This is a genomic window from Streptomyces alfalfae, from assembly GCF_004127445.1.
Classification (GTDB): domain Bacteria; phylum Actinomycetota; class Actinomycetes; order Streptomycetales; family Streptomycetaceae; genus Streptomyces; species Streptomyces alfalfae.
Map to the genome: position 1 here is coordinate 52,605 of NZ_QEXM01000040.1, position 18,307 is coordinate 70,911.

General features: G+C 72.7%; 15 protein-coding genes. 8 read left to right on the plus strand and 7 right to left on the minus strand.

Annotated elements, in window-relative coordinates; translation table 11 throughout:
- The first annotated feature begins 425 nt into the window (after positions 1-425).
- Positions 426-1,163 (plus strand): ferritin-like fold-containing protein, encoded by a 738-nt coding sequence (locus DCW30_RS18665; protein ID WP_103557422.1) that lies wholly within the window; start codon positions 426-428, stop codon positions 1,161-1,163.
- Between the two features lie 69 nt (positions 1,164-1,232).
- Here the strand turns inward: DCW30_RS18665 and DCW30_RS18670 are convergent, their stop codons facing one another.
- The 4 genes from DCW30_RS18670 to DCW30_RS18685 all read right to left on the minus strand — a co-directional run bounded on the left by DCW30_RS18670 (position 1,233) and on the right by DCW30_RS18685 (position 3,155).
- Positions 1,233-1,502 (minus strand): hypothetical protein, encoded by a 270-nt coding sequence (locus DCW30_RS18670; protein WP_062782502.1) that lies wholly within the window; start codon positions 1,500-1,502, stop codon positions 1,233-1,235.
- Positions 1,503-1,779: 277 nt separating this feature from the next.
- Positions 1,780-2,007, minus strand: a complete 228-nt coding sequence (locus DCW30_RS18675; RefSeq protein WP_055565193.1) for a DUF3107 domain-containing protein — start codon at positions 2,005-2,007, stop codon at positions 1,780-1,782.
- A gap of 139 nt (positions 2,008-2,146) precedes the next feature.
- Positions 2,147-2,788, minus strand: a complete 642-nt coding sequence (locus tag DCW30_RS18680) for a TetR/AcrR family transcriptional regulator (RefSeq protein WP_062782452.1) — start codon at positions 2,786-2,788, stop codon at positions 2,147-2,149.
- Between the two features lie 145 nt (positions 2,789-2,933).
- A complete protein-coding gene (locus tag DCW30_RS18685) occupies positions 2,934-3,155 on the minus strand; it encodes a hypothetical protein (protein ID WP_076684689.1) in 222 nt (73 codons plus the stop codon).
- Between the two features lie 191 nt (positions 3,156-3,346).
- On the opposite strand from DCW30_RS18685, the gene DCW30_RS18690 reads away from it, so the two are divergent.
- From DCW30_RS18690 to moeZ, 7 genes are all read left to right on the plus strand, one after another.
- The gene (locus DCW30_RS18690) at positions 3,347-4,339 is read left to right on the plus strand and encodes an alpha/beta fold hydrolase (protein WP_076684687.1); all 993 of its coding nucleotides are present in this window, start codon (positions 3,347-3,349) and stop codon (positions 4,337-4,339) included.
- An 8-nt stretch (positions 4,340-4,347) separates the two neighbouring features.
- Complete coding sequence (locus DCW30_RS18695; RefSeq protein ID WP_076684684.1) at positions 4,348-5,715, plus strand: DUF3152 domain-containing protein; 1,368 nt, start codon at positions 4,348-4,350, stop codon at positions 5,713-5,715.
- A gap of 221 nt (positions 5,716-5,936) precedes the next feature.
- Positions 5,937-7,670: a DUF3492 domain-containing protein gene (locus DCW30_RS18700; RefSeq protein ID WP_076688914.1), complete on the plus strand. Its 1,734-nt coding sequence runs from the start codon at positions 5,937-5,939 to the stop codon at positions 7,668-7,670.
- Positions 7,667-8,860 (plus strand): hypothetical protein, encoded by a 1,194-nt coding sequence (locus DCW30_RS18705; RefSeq protein WP_418347070.1) that lies wholly within the window; start codon positions 7,667-7,669, stop codon positions 8,858-8,860. The genes DCW30_RS18700 and DCW30_RS18705 overlap by 4 nt, the downstream gene beginning before the upstream one ends.
- 147 nt (positions 8,861-9,007) lie before the next feature.
- Entirely contained in the window at positions 9,008-9,961 is a 954-nt protein-coding gene (locus tag DCW30_RS18710) for an NAD-dependent epimerase/dehydratase family protein (protein ID WP_062782440.1), read from the plus strand.
- A complete protein-coding gene (locus DCW30_RS18715; RefSeq protein ID WP_076684682.1) occupies positions 9,949-10,698 on the plus strand; it encodes a spherulation-specific family 4 protein in 750 nt (249 codons plus the stop codon). The genes DCW30_RS18710 and DCW30_RS18715 overlap by 13 nt, the downstream gene beginning before the upstream one ends.
- Before the next feature lie 63 nt (positions 10,699-10,761).
- Entirely contained in the window at positions 10,762-11,940 is a 1,179-nt protein-coding gene (moeZ, locus tag DCW30_RS18720; protein ID WP_062782433.1) for an adenylyltransferase/sulfurtransferase MoeZ, read from the plus strand.
- Between the two features lie 147 nt (positions 11,941-12,087).
- On the opposite strand, the gene DCW30_RS18725 is transcribed toward moeZ, so the two are convergent.
- The 3 genes from DCW30_RS18725 to DCW30_RS18735 form a co-directional block, all read right to left on the minus strand.
- Positions 12,088-13,653, minus strand: a complete 1,566-nt coding sequence (locus DCW30_RS18725) for an alpha/beta hydrolase (RefSeq protein ID WP_076684680.1) — start codon at positions 13,651-13,653, stop codon at positions 12,088-12,090.
- Between the two features lie 137 nt (positions 13,654-13,790).
- Positions 13,791-15,344, minus strand: a complete 1,554-nt coding sequence (locus DCW30_RS18730; protein WP_076684677.1) for an alpha/beta hydrolase — start codon at positions 15,342-15,344, stop codon at positions 13,791-13,793.
- Between the two features lie 140 nt (positions 15,345-15,484).
- A complete protein-coding gene (locus DCW30_RS18735; protein WP_076684675.1) occupies positions 15,485-18,250 on the minus strand; it encodes a lysylphosphatidylglycerol synthase domain-containing protein in 2,766 nt (921 codons plus the stop codon).
- Positions 18,251-18,307: the final 57 nt, after the last annotated feature.

Sequence of the window (18,307 nt, forward strand, 5' to 3'; positions counted from 1 at the left end):
TAGGGCCTCGGCCGTCTCGGGAAGAATCCCGAGCTCTCGGAAAGTCGTAGTCAGGGCTATGCCTCTTCTGTGAGACGCGGCGTGAGGCGAACGCTGGGGGTCGTGACCGTGCCACTACCGCCGGCCGCTTGTCGGGCGGGCCGGGGGCGCGGGACCACTGCCGGCGCTCGAGCGCTCTTACCGCTGAGGTTCCCTCCTCGTGCAGTCCGCATCTGCGCGGACCGCCCGGAGGGCTGTCGGGTCGGAGCCGATCGGGCCACCGACCGGGCATCCTCATTCGTTAGGCCCGCCGAAATACTCAGCGGGCGCATTACCACTGTACCCCGGAATCTCGCATGCGTGTCCGGCGAATTCGTCACATGGTCGCGGTCACAGTCACTGGCCAGGTCCTTACGGGGTGCCGCGAGCGGGCTATTGTGCGGTTCATGGAGACGCCTGACACCGCCGCTGAATCCGCCGCCGAACCCACCGGGGTCGCCGCCCAGGACTGGGCGACAGCTTCCGCCGAGCCGCACTACCGCGCCGCGGTCGTGGACCTGCTCGGCGCGCTCGCCTACGGAGAGCTGGCGGCGTTCGAGCGTCTGGCGGAGGACGCGAAGCTCGCGCCGACGCTCGGCGACAAGGCGGAGCTGGCGAAGATGGCGTCGGCGGAGTTCCACCACTTCGAGCAGTTGCGGGACCGGCTCTCGGAGATCGGCGCCGAGCCGACGGAGGCCATGGAGCCCTTCGTCGCCGCGCTCGACGGCTTCCACCGCCAGACAGCGCCGTCCGACTGGCTGGAGGGCCTGGTCAAGGCGTACGTGGGCGACTCGATCGCCAGTGACTTCTACCGCGAGGTGGCGGCCAGGCTCGACGCCGATACGCGCGAGCTCGTCCTCGCGGTGCTCGACGACACCGGTCACGCGAGCTTCGCGGTGGAGAAGGTGCGGGCCGCGATCGAGGCGGACCCGCGCGTCGGGGGCCGGCTCGCGCTCTGGGCGCGCCGTCTGATGGGCGAGGCCCTCTCGCAGTCGCAGCGGGTCGTCGCCGACCGGGACGCCCTGTCGACGATGCTGGTCGGCGGCGTGGCCGACGGATTCGACCTGGCCGAGGTCGGCCGCATGTTCTCGCGGATCACCGAGGCGCACACCAAGCGGATGGCGGCGCTGGGCCTCGCGGCCTAGCTCAGCGGCCGGAGCAGGAAGCGCCGCCGCGGCAGAGCGACGGCGGCGCACCACCCGGCCCGGCGGCGGTCAGGCCGTCGCCGAGCGGCGCAGTCTGCCGTGGGTGGGGCGGATGAGCAGGCTCAGCAGGGCCACCGACACGGCGACCGCCCCCAGAAGCGTCGGGACGGCGTGGCCGGGGCCGAGCGCCATGTGCGTGATGAAGGCGCCGACGAGCGCGCCCACCGGGCCTGTCGACAGGACGAGGCTGCGCGCGGGCAGCCGGTGGCCCAGTCGGTGTGCTGTGGCCAGAGCCAGGGCGAGGCCCAGCAAAGCGGAGCCCAGTGCTTCCAGGATCACGGAGGTGCCCTCCCTCGCAGCCAGGTGCAAATCGGTCACACCCGGTCTACCCCCGGCGGTCGGAACGCAACCCTCCATGACCGGACGCCCCACACCTCATCCTGTAGGGATGTCACCCGGTACGGCTTTCATCCCGCACGGCAGTCGGCTCCTACGGCAGTCTTCTCGTACGGCAGTCGGCCCGCACGGCGAGTGGCGCGACGCGAGAACGGCCCGGTGGTCGCGACCACCGGGCCGTTCTCGCGTCCGCGTCCTCGCGAGGCGCGGTGCTGCGGTGCTACAGGGCGCTGAAGCCCACCTTGCGTGCGGTCGGCTCGCCGAGCTCGACGTACGCGAGGCGGTCGGCCGGAACCAGGACCTTGCGGCCGTGGTCGTCCACGAGGCTCAGCAGCGGCGACTTGCCGGTCAGCGCCTCGGACACCGCGTGCTCGACTTCCTCGGCGCTCTGGCCGCTCTCCAGCACGATCTCGCGGGGCGCGTACTGCACGCCGATCTTGACCTCCACGGCTTTGTCCCTCCGACGGTCAGACTGTGCGCGGCCGTCCGCGCCGTACCCAGCACACATTAGCCCGGTGATGGGACGGGTAAGGACGCGGCCGTGAACGCCGGTAGCGAACACGGAACGGGAACAAAAGGGCGAGGTGTCAGTGGCCCTCGGCGCCGTGCAGCGGGAAGCCCGCGATGCCGCGCCAGGCGAGCGAGGTGAGCAGCTCCACCGCCTTGTCGCGGGGGACCGTGCTGCCGCTGGCCAGCCAGTACCGCGCGACCACCTGCGAGTAGCCGCCGAGGCCGACGGCGAGGAGCATCGCCTCGTCCCTGGGCAGGCCGGTGTCCTCGGCGATGACCTCGCAGATCGCCTCGGCGCACTGCAGGGTGACGCGGTCGACGCGCTCGCGGACGGCGGCCTCGTTCGTCAGGTCCGACTCGAAGACCAGCCGGAAGGCGCCGCCCTCGTTCTCCACGTACGCGAAGTAGGCGTCCATCGTGGCGGCGACGCGCAGCTTGTTGTCCGTGGTGGACGCGAGGGCCGTGCGGATCGACTGCAGGAGCGAGTCGCAGTGCTGGTCGAGCAGGGCCAGGTAGAGGTCGAGCTTGCCGGGGAAGTGCTGGTAGAGCACCGGCTTGCTGACCCCGGCGCGCTCGGCGATGTCGTCCATCGCGGCGGCGTGGTAACCCTGTGCGACGAAGACTTCCTGGGCGGCGCCGAGAAGTTGGTTGCGCCGGGCCCGTCGCGGCAGGCGGGTGCCCCGTGGCCGGGCCGCCTCTGTCTGCTCGATGGCTGTCACGCCGCCTCCCAAATCGTCCATGTGCGGTGAGCGCCGCGCCGCCATCGTACTTTTCGGTAACTGTGATGTGTGCGGTGCGGGCGGAGAATTTCACGGACCGGATGATCGCTGAATCGGTATGCAGCCGGGCAATCACGGTCAGGCGTCAGCGGTAGTCGTCCTCGTCGATGGTGACCACGCGGGCCTGTTCGGCGAGGTCGGCCTCGCTGGCCGCGCCCGGGTCCGCGTCCTTCAGGGAGTCGTCCCTGCTCGGCGCGAGGTCGGCCTGCTGTTCCGCGGTGTCCGCCTCGGGCGCCTCCACGGCGGTCTCGGCGGCGGTGCTCTCTTCCGTCTCGAAGGTCTCGGGATCGGTCGGGTCGACACTCATCTGTGGCTCTCTTCCCGTGCGGTGTCTGCTGGCCCTTCCTGGTGCGAGTGCCCTCTTCGCCCGCGTTGTATGAGCCTTCGTCCGCTTTCTCTGAGCGTAGGAGCAACCCGGGTGGGGCGCTACGCGGTCCATGCGCGATCTGTGACGGCGAACACGTGAACTACCGCGTGATCGTCTCGTAACATTGCCGCATGCCTTCGACCGATCTGCCGAATCTGCTGGCCACCACGGCGTCGCCCAAGCCGGGCACCGTGGCGGTCGCGGACGGTGAGCGGCTCGACTCGGTCGGCCTCCCCGGGCTCTCCCTCACGGTGCGTTCCCGGCCCTCGGTCCGCTCCGGTCTCGAACCCGCGCTGTTCGTGCACGGGCTCGGCGGCTCCTCGCAGAACTGGTCGGCCCTGATGCCGCTCCTGGAGGACGTGGTCGACTGCGAGGCCGTCGACCTGCCGGGCTTCGGGGACTCGCCACCACCGGACGACGGCGACTACTCGGTCACCGGGCACGCGCGCGCGGTCATCCGTTACCTCGACGCCCGCTCACCCGGCCCCGTCCACCTCGTGGGCAACTCGCTGGGCGGCGCCATCACCACCCGCGTCGCCGCCGTCCGCCCCGACCTCGTCCGCACGCTGACGCTCGTCTCGCCCGCGCTCCCGGAGCTGCGGGTGCAGCGCACGGCGGTGCCGACCGGACTGCTCGCGCTGCCCGGCGTCGCGGCGCTCTTCACCCGGCTGACCAGGGAGTGGACGGCCGAGCAGCGGGTGCGCGGCGTGATGGGGCTCTGCTACGGAGACCCGGGCAAGGTGACGCCGGAAGGGTTCGAGGCGGCGGTGCGGGAGATGGAGCGCCGCCTTCAGCTCCCCTACTTCTGGGACGCGATGGCCCGCTCGGCGCGTGGCATCGTCAACGCGTACACCCTGGGCGGCCAGCACGGTCTGTGGCGGCAGGCCGAGCGGGTGCTCGCCCCGACCCTGCTCGTCTACGGCGGGCGTGACCTGCTCGTCTCGTACCGTATGGCGCGCAGGGCGGCGAACGCCTTCCGGGACTCGCGGCTCCTGACGCTGCCCGACGCCGGACATGTGGCGATGATGGAGGACCCGGAGGCGGTGGCCACGGCCTTCCGCGAACTGCTGGCCGACACCACCACCGCCGGGCCAAGGGGTTCGCGCACGGAATCAGGGAGCTGAGGCGGCACGTGGGACGGCACAGCCGCCGGGGTCCGGCAGACACGACCGACGAGACCGGCGCCTCTGGTGCGGCCCCTGCCCGGGCCGCGGTCCCGCGCCCGGGTCCCGGCTCGGGCCGCCGCAGACGCGCACCCGGAGACGAGGGGACGCCGGCGCACGGCACCCCCGCCGCCTCGTACGGCACCCCTGCGCACGGCACGCACATTCCTCCGCACGGCACTCCGCCGCATGGCGTCCCGCACGCGCGCGGCGGGCATCCGGAGCAGCGGGAGGACGGTGGCGGCTGGGGCGAGGTCGGCGGTACCGGAGCCGGGCCCCGCGCGGACGCCGCGCACCCGGCGCCGCCGCCCGCGATGCCGGGGCCCCGCGGACAGGGCCCCCGCCAGGACTACGTGGCCGCCTTCGCCGAGGGGGACGCGCCGGCGTCGAGCGGACCTCCCCCGCCCCGCGACCTGTACGCCTCCGTCACCGCCTGGGGCGACGTCGAGCCGCGGCCCGGGGACGAGGTGTCCTTCGCGGGCGACGGCGATCTCGGTGACGGCAGTGACGAGGGCGGCGGCAGGCGCAGGCGCAACCGCCGTGCCTACGCGGGCATCGCGGCCGCCGCGGTGACCACCGTGCTCGCGGTCGTCGTGGCCGGTCAGGTCGCCGACGGCGCCGACCCCGACGACACCGGGAAGCGGGCCGCCGCGGGCGGCGGCGACCGGGACACCGAGGACCCCGCGTCCCGTTCGGACGAGCGGAACAAGCCGGCCAAGGCGCCGGACGCGCCCCCGGTCACGTACGAGCAGAAGATGGGCGAGAAATACCCGCTGGACGCGAAGCTGAGCGCGTCCGGCGAATTCGAGGCCGTGGGCGGATTCGCGAAGGGCCCCGGAAAGGGGCAGCGGTTCCGGTACCGCGTGGACGTGGAGAAGGGGCTCGGTCTCGACGGTCCGCTCTTCGCCGACGCCGTGCAGAAAACCCTGAACGACGAGCGGAGTTGGGCCCACAAGGGCGCCCGCACCTTCGAGCGGATCGAGTCGGGGAAACCCGATTTCGTCATCACCCTGGCCAGTCCCACGACGACCGCGAAGTGGTGCGCGAAATCCGGTCTCGACACCACTCAGGACAATGTCTCCTGCGATTCCGCGGCGACGGAACGCGTCATGATCAACGCCTATCGCTGGGCGCAGGGCGCGAAGACCTACGGCGACGACATCTATCCGTACCGCCAGATGCTGATCAATCACGAGGTCGGCCACCGGCTCGGTTTCAACCACACGGACTGCTCCAAGAGCGGTGATCTCGCGCCCGTCATGCAGCAGCAGACCAAGTTCCTCGACCACGACGGCATCAAGTGCAAGGCCAACCCCTGGGCCTTCCCCAAGAGTTGACGGCATTGCCGGGGCCTGGCTCTCCGTAGCGAAAACGGGCCGGAGAAGTGCCATAGCGCGACGGAACGCCGTCGGCGCGGGAAAGTTACGACCGTTCACCCCTTTTGGTGGCGCGATGGACAACCGTCCGTCGCGCCACCGGCATGACCGCATACGTTCTTCCCGCTGCGAGCCGCCGGACCAACGGCGGCTCCCCAAGCGGGAGATCGGGGGTGGCACTCGTGCGCGTCGCACTGCTTACGGAGGGTGGCTATCCGTATCTGACCGGTGAGGCGAGGCTCTGGTGCGACCGGCTCGTGCGCGGTCTGGAACAGCACGAGTTCGACGTCTACGCGCTCAGCCGCAGCGAGCGGCAGGAGGCGCGGGGGCGCGTCGGACTGCCGCCCAACGTCACCGGGGTGCGGACGGCGCCGCTCTGGACCACCGACGACCGGACGCTCCATGGCGCGGGCCCGCGGGGCGGCCGGGGACGCGGCGCGCGGCGGCGGTTCCTCGCGTGCCTCGCGGAGCTGGCGGAGGTGGTGTGCCGCGGCACCGGACCCGGCCCCGACTCCAGCGACCCCGACGACATGGCGGACCGTTTCCGCAACGCGCTCCACGGGCTGGCCGAGCTGGCCCGCGCAGAGGGCGGCCTGGTCGGCGCCCTGCGCTCGGAGGCGGCCGTGCGCACGCTGGAGCGCGCCTGCCGTGCGCCCGGCGCGCCGGCGGCCGTCCGCGCCGCCCGCGTGCCCGACCTGCTCGCCGCCGCCGGGCTCATGGAGCGGGCGCTCCGGCCGCTCTCCCTCGACTGGTACGGGGACGGGGCGCTCGGCTCGGCCGACCTCTGCCACGCCACGGCGGGCGGACCGGCGGCGCTGCCGGGACTCCTGGCCCAGCATTTCGCGGGGGTGCCGCTCCTCGTGACCGAGTACGGCGTGCGGCTGCGGGCGCACTACCTCGCAGCGGGCGAGGCGGGCCTCGGCGCACCCGCGCGGGCCCTGCTCGCCTCCTTCCACGGCCGCCTCGCCGCCGAGGTGTATCGCGAGGCCGCCCTCATCACCCCGGGCAACACGCACGTACGGCGCTGGCAGGAGCGGTGCGGCGCCGAGCGCGCCAAACTCCGCACGGTCCACCCCGGCATGGCGGCCGACCGCTTCGCGGAGATCGGGGAGCGGGGGTACGACGGCCGCGCGGACGCCTCCGGCACGCTGCTCTGGGTCGGCCGCGTCGAACCCGCCAAGGACCTGGTCTCACTGCTCCACGCCTTCGCCGAGGTCCGCGCGGCGGAGCCCGGGGCGCGGCTGCGGATCGTCGGGACGGCCGCCGAAGGCCGCGAGGCCGAGGAGTACCTCACGCGCTGCCGGGCGCTGGCCGCGCGGCTCTTCCCCGGCCCCGACCCGGCGGACGGCGCGCACGACGACGGCGCCGTCTCCTTCGAGGAGATCGGCGGCCCGGGCGTGCCCGACCTCGCCGACGCGTACGCCGCGGGGGCCGTCGTGGTGCTCTCCAGCGTCGTCGAGGGCTTCCCGATCAGCCTGGTCGAGGCCATGTTCTGCGGACGCGCGACCGTCTCGACGGACGTGGGCGCGGTGGTGGAGGTCATCGGCGGCACGGGACTCGTCGTGCCGCCGCGCGATCCGGGGGCGCTCGCGGAGGCGTGCGTGGCGCTCCTGCGCGACCCCGCGCGGCGTGAGCGCCTGGGCGCTGCGGCGCGGGCGCGGGCCCTGGAACTCTTCACCGTCGAGCAGAACGTCGCGGCATTTCGCGGCATTTACCTGGAGATCGTCTCGCACTGCCCGGTGCGCCGTGACGCACTGGACGAGGCGGGCGAGCCGGTGCCCTTCGCCCACCCGGCGGAGGCCCATGTGCCGGGCCGCTGGGCGGCGTCGGCGTCCACCGCGGAGGCGGCGGCGACGCCCAGCTGGGCCGGCCGGGAGACCGACGGGCGCGACCGGCTGAAGGGGGCGGCCGTATGAAGCGCCAGGACGGTACGGGCGGAGCGGTCGACGCACCGCCCCCGATGGAGCCCTCGGCCGATACCGAGATCGGGGCCGAGATCGAGGCCGCGGCGCCGCGGCACGGCGCGGCCGACCCCGTGAAGGCGCTCATGCGCCGGCACCACGACCTGTGCGCCCGCGCCGTCGACCCGCTGGAGATCGCGGCCGGTCTGGAGGCGCACGGCCTGACCGACCGGGCCGCCGGGCGCTATCGGCACCGGGACGTGTTCTCCCTGGCCGAGGAGATGTACGCGCGCGTGCCCCGCGACGACGACGTGGCAGGTGGCCTCTCCGGCGACAGCGTCGACGTACGCCATGGGTCGGCGGTCGCGCCGGGCTGGGCCCTGTTCGCGCTGCTGCCCGGCGCGGCGTGCGCGGCGACGGCGGCCGCCGTGCCACGGGTCGGCGCGGGCGCCGCGCGGCTCGCCGTGGTGCTCGGCGGCGCGCTCGCCGTGGCCCTGGCGCTGCGCTGCGCCCTGCGGCGCGGGCCCCTGCGCGTCACTCCGCGCCGGGCGCCGGCCACGCGCGCGTGGGTGTGCTGGCTCCTCCTGTACGCACTGCTCGGCGACGCCCTGCTGCGCGACGCCGTGGCGGGCGGCCCCGACGAGCCGGGCGACCTCTGGGAGCCCGCCGTCGCACCGGTCCTCGCCCTGACGGCGGCCGTCGCGCCCGCGGCCCTGTGCGCCCGGCTCCTCGCCCTGGCGGCCGGGCGGCGGCTCCGCGCGAGCCGCGGCCTCGACGAGTTCGCCGCCTCCGCACGCCCGTTGGTGTTCGGCGCGGTCGCGCTGTTCCTCGGCGCGCTCGCCGGGCTGCTCGCGGCGGCCCGGACGCTGCCCGGCGCGCCCGGCGCGTGGCCCGCGGGGGCCGGGGCGCTCGGCGCGCTGCTGTTCCTCGCGCGGCTGCTCGCCGTGCACGGCTTCCGGCGGGCCCCCGCCCTGCTCCTCGCGGCGGCGGGCGCCTGCGAGGTGACCGCGCTCGCCCTGGTGTTCGCGGGCCGCCTGCCCGGGTGCGACGTGCTGGCCGCACCCGTCACGGCCGCCGTCGACTCCTGGGGCCCCGGCGTCGTACCGGCCGCCGCGTGCGGTGCCGCCGCCCTCGTCCTCCTGATCCACGCGGCGAGGACCCTGACCCTCGCCTCCGCTCACGCCCGCACCGGAGCCGCGCCGTGAACCGGCCCACCGACCACGACCCGCCCCCCGCGGGGCCGACACCGCGGGCGCCCTTACCCCGTGACCCACGGCACCACCCGAAGGAGAAAGACAGATGACCACCCGCAGTCGCTTCCGCCCGCGAGCGGCCACCCCGGGAGGCGCCCGATGAGAGTGCTGCTGATCGGAGCCAACGGATACCTCGGCCGCTTCGTCGCCGACCGGCTGCTCGCCGACCCGGCGGTGCAGCTCACGGCGCTCGGCCGCGGCGACGACTCGGACGTACGGTTCGACCTCGCCAGCGGCAGCCCCGGCGCGCTCACCCGCTTCCTCGACGCCGTCCACCCCGGCGTGGTGATCAACTGCGCCGGTGCGACCCGGGGCGGCGCCCGCGAGCTGACCAGGCACAACACCGTCGCGGTCGCCACCATCTGCGAGGCGCTCAGGCGCAGCGGCTGCGGGGCGCGGCTCGTGCAGCTCGGCTGCGGCGCCGAGTACGGCCCGAGCCAGCCGGGGTCGTCGACCGCGGAGGACGCGGTGCCGAGGCCCGGCGGACCGTACGGCGTCAGCAAGCTGGCCGCCACCGAGCTGGTGCTCGGCTCGGGTCTCGACGCCGTCGTCCTGCGGGTGTTCTCCCCCGCGGGGCCCGGCACGCCCGCCGGCTCCCCCCTCGGACGGCTCGCCGAAGCCATGCGGCGGGCGATGCAGTCGGGGGACGGCGAGCTCAAGCTGGGCGGCCTCGGCGTGCAGCGGGACTTCGTCGACGTGCGCGACGTGGCGCGGGCCGTGCACGCGGCCTCGCTCTCCGCCGCGCAGGGCGTCGTGAACATCGGCGCGGGCCGTGCGGTGCGGCTGCGCGACGCCGCCGCCGTGCTCGCCCGTGTCGCGGGGTACGGCGGAGCGCTGCACGAGCTGGACCAGATGCCCTCACGAGCGGTCATCGGCCACCCCCGGGGCGAGCCGGACCACGGCGGCCCGGCCGTGTACCCGTACCCCGACGGCTGCGGGAGCTGGCAGCAGGCCGATGTGCGCACCGCGCGCGACCGGCTCGGCTGGCGGCCCCGGATCAACCTGGAGGAGTCCCTCGCCGACATCTGGATGGAGGCGGCATGCCGCATCTGACCAGGACCGCGAGGGGCGGCTCGGCCACCGGCATCAGCGTCGGCTTCGGCGTCCCGGGCTTCGCCCACCCGCTCGTCGCCCCCGTCGAGTGGCACGAACTGACCCGGCACGGCACCCCGTTGCGGTGGGTTGTCCTGAACGTCGCGAACGGTCCGGGTGAACGGCCGGACCCGCACTGCCTGGAGGCGGCGGGCCGCCTGCGGAACGCGGGCATCCGGGTACTCGGCCACCTCGACCTCGGGTACGGCGCCCGCGGCTTCGGGGACCTCGCCTCCGACGCCCACCGCTACCGCGACTGGTACCAAGTGGACGGCTACTCCCTCGACCGCTGCCCGACGGAGCGCGCCGGGCTGCCCGAGGTGCGACGGACCGTGACCGCGCTGCGCGGTCTCGTCGACGGCGCGCACATCGTGCTCGGCCACGGGAGGCCTCCGCATCCCGGATACGCGGAGTGGGGTGACCAGTTGGTGACCTTCGCCGGCCCCTGGAGCGATTACCGCTGGTCGCAGGCGGCCGAGTGGACCGCCGAACATCCGCCCGAGCGGTTCTGCCACTTCGTCCACGGCATGCCGCGCGGACATCTGGAGGAGGCCCTGCGCATCGCACGTCGGCAGGGCGCCTCGACGATCTACTTCACGGACCGTGTCGACCGGGGCGGCGGAAACGACCCCTGGGAGTCCCTGCCCGGCTACTGGGACGACATCGTCTCGCGTATCGGAACAGGTATCTCGGAATGAAGAAGGGCGTGGCAGTGTTACGTGCAGAACAACCGTTCCGCACAACCGACCAACGGAGTCCCCGTGTCGCTGCCACCCCTGGTCGAGCCAGCCTCTGAGCTCACCGTCGACGAGGTCCGCAGGTACTCCCGCCACCTGATCATCCCCGACGTCGGGATGGACGGGCAGAAGCGGCTGAAGAACGCCAAGGTGCTGTGTGTCGGCGCCGGTGGCCTCGGGTCGCCGGCGCTGATGTACCTGGCCGCGGCCGGTGTGGGCACGCTCGGCATCGTCGAGTTCGACGAGGTCGACGAGTCCAATCTGCAGCGGCAGATCATCCACAGCCAGGCGGACATCGGCCGCTCCAAGGCGGAGTCCGCCAAGGACTCGGTCCTCGGCATCAACCCGTACGTGAACGTGGTCCTGCACGAAGAGCGGCTCGAGGCCGACAACGTGATGGACATATTCGGTCAGTACGACCTGATCGTCGACGGCACGGACAACTTCGCCACGCGTTACCTGGTCAACGACGCGTGCGTGCTGCTCAACAAGCCGTACGTCTGGGGCTCGATCTACCGCTTCGACGGTCAGGCCTCGGTCTTCTGGAGCGAGCACGGCCCCTGCTACCGCTGCCTGTACCCGGAGCCCCCGCCGCCCGGCATGGTCCCCTCCTGCGCCGAGGGCGGCGTCCTCGGCGTGCTGTGCGCGTCGATCGGCTCCATCCAGGTCAACGAGGCCATCAAGCTCCTCGCGGGCATCGGCGAACCGCTGGTCGGGCGCCTGATGATCTACGACGCCCTGGAGATGCAGTACCGCCAGGTCAAGGTGCGCAAGGACCCCGACTGCGCGGTCTGCGGCGAGAACCCCACCGTCACCGAGCTCATCGACTACGAGGCCTTCTGCGGCGTCGTCTCCGAGGAGGCCCAGGAGGCGGCGGCCGGTTCGACGATCACTCCCAAGCAGCTCAAGGAGTGGATCGACGACGGCGAGAACATCGAGATCATCGATGTCCGCGAGGTCAACGAGTACGAGATCGTCTCCATCCCCGGCGCCAAGCTGATCCCGAAGAACGAGTTCCTGATGGGGACCGCGCTCGGCAGCCTTCCGCAGGACAAGAAGATCGTCTTGCATTGCAAGACGGGTGTCCGCAGTGCGGAAGTCCTCGCGGTGCTGAAGTCCGCGGGCTTCGCGGACGCGGTCCACGTGGGCGGCGGCGTGATCGGCTGGGTCAACCAGATCGAGCCCGAGAAGCCGGTCTACTAGGTCGACCAGGGCCGGCGGGTCCACTGGAAGAACGTGACGCAGGAGGGGCCCCGCACCTGATGGTGCGGGGCCCCTCCTGTGCGTCCATGACCTGTGCGTCCATGACCTGCGCGTTCATGACCTGCGCGTCCGTGACCGCTGCGCCTGCTACGACGCGCAGACCTTGCCGTCCTTCGGGGTCTTGCCGTTGAGGAGGTAGTCGTCGACCGTGTCGTCCACGCAGTCGCTGCCGTTGCCGTACGCCCCGTGGCCCTCGCCCTTCCAGGTCATGTGGATGCCGACGTCCTTGCCCAGCTCGTCCGCCATCCTGCGCGCGCCCTCGTAGGGCGTGGCGGGGTCGCCGGTGTTGCCGACGACGAGGATCGGGGCGGCGCCCGGGGCGCTCACCTCGGGGGAGTCGTGCAGTCCGGGCACCGGCCACTCGTGGCACCAGCCGGCCGTGTCCCAGCCCAGGAACTCCCCGAAGACCGGCGAGATCTCCCGGAACTCGCCGAGGAGCTTCTTGGCCTCCGCCGGAGTCGTCCGCGCCTTGGCGTCACGGCAGGAGATGGCCCGCTGTGAGTGACTCTGCGTGCTGTACCGCCCCGAGGGGTCGCGTTCGTTGTACGCGTCGGCGAGCTGGAGCAGCGACGAGCCGTCGCCCTCGTCGGCGTCGTCGAGGGCGCGGGTCAGCGCGGGCCAGGTCTGCTTGCTGTAGAGCGTGACCAGGATGCCGGTGCTGGCCAGGGACTCGGTCAGCTTCCTGCCGCCGGAGGCGCGCATCGGCTCGGCGTCGAGCTGCTCGAAGAGCTTCGCGATCTTCGCGGAGCCCTTCTCGGGGTCCTCGCCGCGGGACGTGAAGTAGTTGTCGAGGGCGCGCTGGAAGCCCCTCGCCTGGTTCTTGGCGTGGCCCACGGAGTCCGCGCTCGGGTCCACCACCGCGTCGAACGTGAGGCGGCCGACGCGACGGGGGAAGAGGTGCGCGTAGGTCCCGCCGAGCTCGGTCCCGTACGACACGCCCATGTAGTGCAGCTTGTCGTCGCCGAGGACCTGGCGCATGAGGTCCATGTCGCGGGCGGCCTCGACCGTCGACACATGCTCGATGAGCTTCTTCGAGTCGCGCGCGCAGCCCGCGCCGAAGTCCGCGGCGTCCTCGAAGTACGCCTTCTCCTCGGCCGCGGTGTCCGGCGTGATGTCGACCTTCTGCTCGGCGGCCTGCGTCGCCCGGTCGTCGCGGCACCGCACGCCCTCGCTGGCCGCGACCCCGCGCGGGTCGAAGCTCACCAGGTCGTACCGCTCGCGCAGCGAGCCGTACATGTCGGCGAAGGAGGGCAGGCCGGAGACGCCCGAGCCGCCGGGGCCGCCGAAGTTGAACAGCAGGGAGCCGATGCGCTTGCCCTCGCCGGTCGTACGCCCGCGGATCAGGGCGATGCCCATGGTGTCGCCTTCGGGATCGGCGTAGTCCACCGGGACCTTGAGCGTCGCGCACTGCCATCCCGAGCCGGGCACGGCTCCGCCCTCGGGCGCCTCGCAGCGGTCCCAGGCCAGCTTCTGCGAGGTGAGCGAGGCGGGCAGGGTGGAGGAGGGGTCGGGCTTCGGCCCCGGGCCCGGAGCGGACGCCGACGGGTTCTTCGCGTCGTCGCCGTCGTCGGACGAGCCGCCGCAGCCGGCGGCGAGCCCCGCCGTCAGCACACCGGCGGCGGCCAGGGCCACGGACCGTACGAAACGCCGCATGGTGCGCTTCCTCCCCCTTGGAAGACAGTCAAGCCATAGTAGGCGGGACCACCGACAGTGACCGGACGGGGTGCGACGGGCCGCGGCGGCGGCCCCTCGGGCGAGGGCCGTGTGCGGCGGAGGGCCGTCCGGCGGTCTCAGGGGCAGACCGTCCCGCTCTTCGGGACGGTTCCGTCCAGCAGGTAGGCGTCCACGTTCTTGCGCACGCACGTGTCCTTGCTGTCGTACGCGCCGTGCCCCTGCCCCTTGTACGTCAGCTCGACGCCGACGTCCTCGCCGAGGGCCCGCGCCATCTTGCGCGCGCCCTCGTACGGCGTCGCGGGGTCACCGGTGTTGCCGATGACGAGGATGGGCGGCGCGCCGTCGGCGGCCACGTCGGGGTGGTCGGCCTGGCCGTCGACCGCCCAGTCGGTGCAGCCGGCCATGCCCCAGGCCAGGTAGTCGCCGAACAGCGGGGAGGCCTCGCGGAAGGCGGGGAGCTTCTTCTCGACGTCCTCGGTGGAGTAACGCTGTTTGTCGTCCGCGCAGTTGATGGCGACGTTCGCGGCCTGGATGTTGCTGTACTCGCCGTCCTCGTTGCGCCCGTTCATCGAGTCGGAGAGCGCCATCAGAACCCGGCCGTCGCCCTCGTAGGCCTCTTCGAGCCCCTGGGTGAGGTAGGGCCAGAAGTCCTTGGAGTACAGGGACTGCGCGATGCCGCTGGTGGCGGCGGTCTGCGTCAGCTCGCGCGGCGGGATGCCGCTGATCGGCCTCTCGTCGAGGTCCTTGAGGAGCTTGGCGATCCTGTCCTTGACGTCCTTCGCCGAGTCGCCGATCGGGCACGCGTCCTCCTGGGAGGCGCAGTCCTCGGCGAAGTTGTCGAGCGCGAGCTGGAACCCCTTGGCCTGGCCGAGGGAGCTCTGCTCGGCGTCCTGGGTGGGATCGACGACCGCGTCGAAGACGGCGCGGCCCACCTTGTCGGGGAACAGGTGCGCGTAGACGCCGCCCAGCTCGGTGCCGTACGAGATGCCGAAGTAGTACAGCTTGTCGTCGCCGAGCACCTGCCGCATCAGGTTCATGTCGCGGGCCGCGTCGGTGGTGCGGACGTGGGGGAGGGTGCGGCCGGAGTTCTTCTCGCACGCGCTGTTGAACGCCTTGACGTTCTTCACGAGCTGCTTGCGCTCGCTCGCGTCGTCGGGCGTGGCGTCCTGCTGGAAGTACCGGTCGAGCTCCTGGTCGTCCTGGCACTCGACACCCGCGCTGCGGCCGACGCCGCGCGGGTCGAAGCTCACCAGGTCGTAGCGGGTGCGCAGCTTGGCGTACTCCTCGGCGAAGGCGGGCAGCGTCGTGATGCCCGAACCGCCGGGCCCGCCGAAGTTGAACACCAGGGAGCCGATGCGCCGGGCCTTGTCGCCGCCGGCCGCGGCCCTGATCAGCGCGATGTCGATCGTGTCGCCCTCGGGGTCGGACCAGTCGAGGGGCGCCTTCATGGTGGCGCACTGCCACGCGGCTCCGCCCGGCAGCGGGGACGGGGCGTCCCCGCCGCCCTGGGCGGCGTCGGGCGCGGGGCAGTCCTTCCAGCTCAGCTTCTGCTGCGAGAGGTCCTCGGCCCGCTCGGCGCCCTCGGAGTCGCCGCCGCAGGCCGCGAGCGTCGAGGACAGGAGCAGGGCGGCGGCCAGGGCGGTGGCACGTGGCTGGGTCCGTGTGAGCATGTGCCCATCCTGCGGCGGCGCCTGACGGGGCGCTCGGGGCGCGGGCCGTGCGGGTGAGGAACCGTGCCCCTGCAAGGGGGCCGCTGGGAGCGCGGCGCCTCCGTGGAAGGGGCCCCGGGAGAGGCCGTGGCAGGGGTGCTTCAGAGCAGGCCCTTCCTGGTGAGGTGGTTGAAGAACAGCCACCCCGGGAGCACCGGGAGCCACAGGGTCAGGAGCCGGAAGAGCAGTACCGCGGGGGCCGCCACGTCCTTGGGCACGCCGACCGCGATCAGGCCGAAGGTCAGCGTGGCCTCGACCGCGCCGACGCCGCCGGGGGTGGGGGCCGCCGAGCCCAGCGCGTTGCCCGCGAGGAAGACCACCGCGACGCTCGCGAGGCTCAGCGTCGTCATCTCCTCGCTGCCGAACGCCCGTACCGACGCGTCCAGGCAGAGCACGAACATCAGGGTGAGCAGCAGCATGCCGCCGATGCCGGTCAGCAGCTTCTGGGGGCGCTGGAGGACGTCCAGCATGCGCGGCACGACACCCGCGAAAAGCGACCGCACGCGCGTGACGACGAACTTCCGCAGGAACGGGATGGCCGTCACCACGAGCACGAGCACCGCGACGGACAGCAAGCCGGCGATGACGGTACGGGACGGCGTGAACGACGGCGTCTTCTCCGTGCCCGTCAGATAACCGAAGATCAGCAGCAGCAGGATGTGCGAGCCGAGCCCGAAGAGCTGCGAGGCGCCGACGCTCGCCACCGCGAGCCCGGAGCGGACGCCCGAGCGCTGGAGGAACCGCGTGTTCAGCGCGACACCGCCGACCGCGGCGGGCGCCACGATCTTCACGAACGACCCGGCGACCTGCGCCGCCACCGCCCGCAGGAACGGCACCCGCTCGGGCACGAAGCCGAGCAGGCTCATCGCGGCGGCGAAGTAGCTCAGCGCGGAGAAGCCGACGGCCGCCGCCACCCAGCCCCACTGCGCCTCCTGGAAGAGGGTGCCGAACTCGACGTGGGTGAGCTGCGACAGCAGGAAGTAGGCGCCGATGGCGCCGGCGATGAAACTGATCAGCGTGCGCGGCCTGATCCGCTCCAGCTGCGCCGGCTCGACGGGCGCCGTCGGCCGGATGAGCAGCACCTGATGGCGGATCTGGGTGAGCAGATCCTCCTCGCGGGCCTGTTCGAGGGCGTCGTCTATGGCCTGCTTCTCGGCCTGCCGCTCCTGCTTGGCGGCCTGCTTCTCCTTCTTCTGCGCCTGCTTGTCCGTGCGTGCGTCACCGTCCTCCGCCACGTCCGCGCGGACGTGCTGCCGGGACTTGCGGGAGGCTTCGAGGACCGCCTCGCGCTCGCGCTGGGAGCGTTCGCGGGCCAGCTTGCGCAGCGTGCCGCGGGTGGAGCGGGTCAGGGCGATCGGCTGGAGCAGCGGCAGACAGTCGGCCACGGCGTCGGGGCCGAGGACCTCGACGGCGGTCGCGACCGCGCGCTCGGCGCCCACGCGCAGGCCGAGGGCGGTGAGGAGCTGGGCGGTGTCCATGCGCAGGACCAGGTCGCCCGCGGCGATCTCGCCACCGCGCAGATCCGTGAGGATCACCGCGCCGGAACGATCCACCAGGATCGCGTCGCCCGCCAGCCTGCGGTGCGCGATCCGCCGGGACTGCAGCGCCCGCACCTGCCGCCAGGTGCCGAGCAGCAGCTCGTCGGTGATCGCCTCGTCCTCCAGCGTGTCGAGCGAGCGGCCGCCCGTGTGCTCGTAGACGAGCATCACCGCGTCGGGGCCGAGCTCGGAGGTGGCGATCAGCTTGGGCGCGTTGGCGCCGGCCGCGATCGCCGCGTACGCGAGGAGGGCCTCCTGCTCCAGTGCCTGGCGCAGCGACTGCAGGCTGCGCCGCTGGGTGATGCCGCGCAGGGTGAGCCTGCGCCAGACGCGGTAGAAGAAGCCCTGCGCCTGCTGCTCGCGGTCGATGACCGTGACGTCGAGGGGCGGGCCGTCCTCCAGGGTGACGAAGTAGCGGCGGCCGCGGTCGCCGTGCTCGCTGTCCGGGGAATCCTCGCGGGCGGCGCTCACGGGGCGGAAGCCGACGTGCCGCAGGCCCGCGAGCAGTGTCTGCCCGGTGGGCCGCACGTTCGGAGAGCCGACCGCGTAGAGCGTTCCGTAGGCCACGGTCCAGCCGATGAGCACCGTCAGGAGGATCGAGAACGGTGTGGTGTAGCCGGTGACGAGCATGGTGAACGCGTCGAGCAGCAGCACCACGAACAGCACCAGGCGCCAGCGCGGTCGGCGCGACATCCCGACGGCCGTCATGTACGCGATGACGGGCGCGAGGTAGCCGTGCACCGGATCGGTGAACGCGTGGAGGTCGGCGGGGGAGGGCTTGGTGAGGGCGTCCTGGATGGAGTCGGGGGCGGCCTTCGCGACCCAGAGGTCGGTGGCCAGGGTGACGCCGTGCGCGAGGACGGCGGCGAGGACGCCGTCGGCGATGCGGAGGCCGTCCCGTTTGATCAGCCGCTCGATCGCGAAGGCGACGGGGACGAGCAGGACGCCGATGCTGGCGACCAGGCCCGCCACCTTGATCAGCAGGTCGGGGGCCTGTTCCGTGCCCTTGTCGATGTCCTGTTCGAGGCCGGAGGTCGTGCCGTGCGCGAACGCGGCGATCGCCAGGAGCACGACCACGGCGAGGACGCCGACGAGCAGCCGCATGAGGTCGGAAGGGCGGTGCACGCGCGCGGAGAGGAGCGGTTCGTCGCGCTCCACGCGGTCGGTGTGGGCTCCTTCGCCCGTCATGTCGCCGTCGGGACCGGCGCCGTCCTCGGTCTTCGGGGTGGGGGCACCGGTGTCCAGGTGTGACTCGGACGCAGAGGTGCCCGCCTTCTCATCGGGATGCACGCCCTGCTGCTCCGTCGTCTCTTCTTGATCTCGTATCACCAGTCACCGCCCGCACGATGGTGGCATGCCGGATCACCGGAGGGGGGCATCAGGGGG

Coding starts and splice junctions, on each gene's coding strand:
- DCW30_RS18715 (WP_076684682.1), top strand. CDS start 9,949: ATGCCGCATCTGACCAGGACCGCGAGGGGCGGCTCGGCCACCGGCATC.
- DCW30_RS18665 (WP_103557422.1), top strand. CDS start 426: ATGGAGACGCCTGACACCGCCGCTGAATCCGCCGCCGAACCCACCGGG.
- DCW30_RS18730 (WP_076684677.1), bottom strand. CDS start 15,344: ATGCTCACACGGACCCAGCCACGTGCCACCGCCCTGGCCGCCGCCCTG.
- DCW30_RS18705 (WP_418347070.1), top strand. CDS start 7,667: ATGAAGCGCCAGGACGGTACGGGCGGAGCGGTCGACGCACCGCCCCCG.
- DCW30_RS18725 (WP_076684680.1), bottom strand. CDS start 13,653: ATGCGGCGTTTCGTACGGTCCGTGGCCCTGGCCGCCGCCGGTGTGCTG.
- DCW30_RS18690 (WP_076684687.1), top strand. CDS start 3,347: ATGCCTTCGACCGATCTGCCGAATCTGCTGGCCACCACGGCGTCGCCC.
- DCW30_RS18685 (WP_076684689.1), bottom strand. CDS start 3,155: ATGAGTGTCGACCCGACCGATCCCGAGACCTTCGAGACGGAAGAGAGC.
- DCW30_RS18710 (WP_062782440.1), top strand. CDS start 9,008: ATGAGAGTGCTGCTGATCGGAGCCAACGGATACCTCGGCCGCTTCGTC.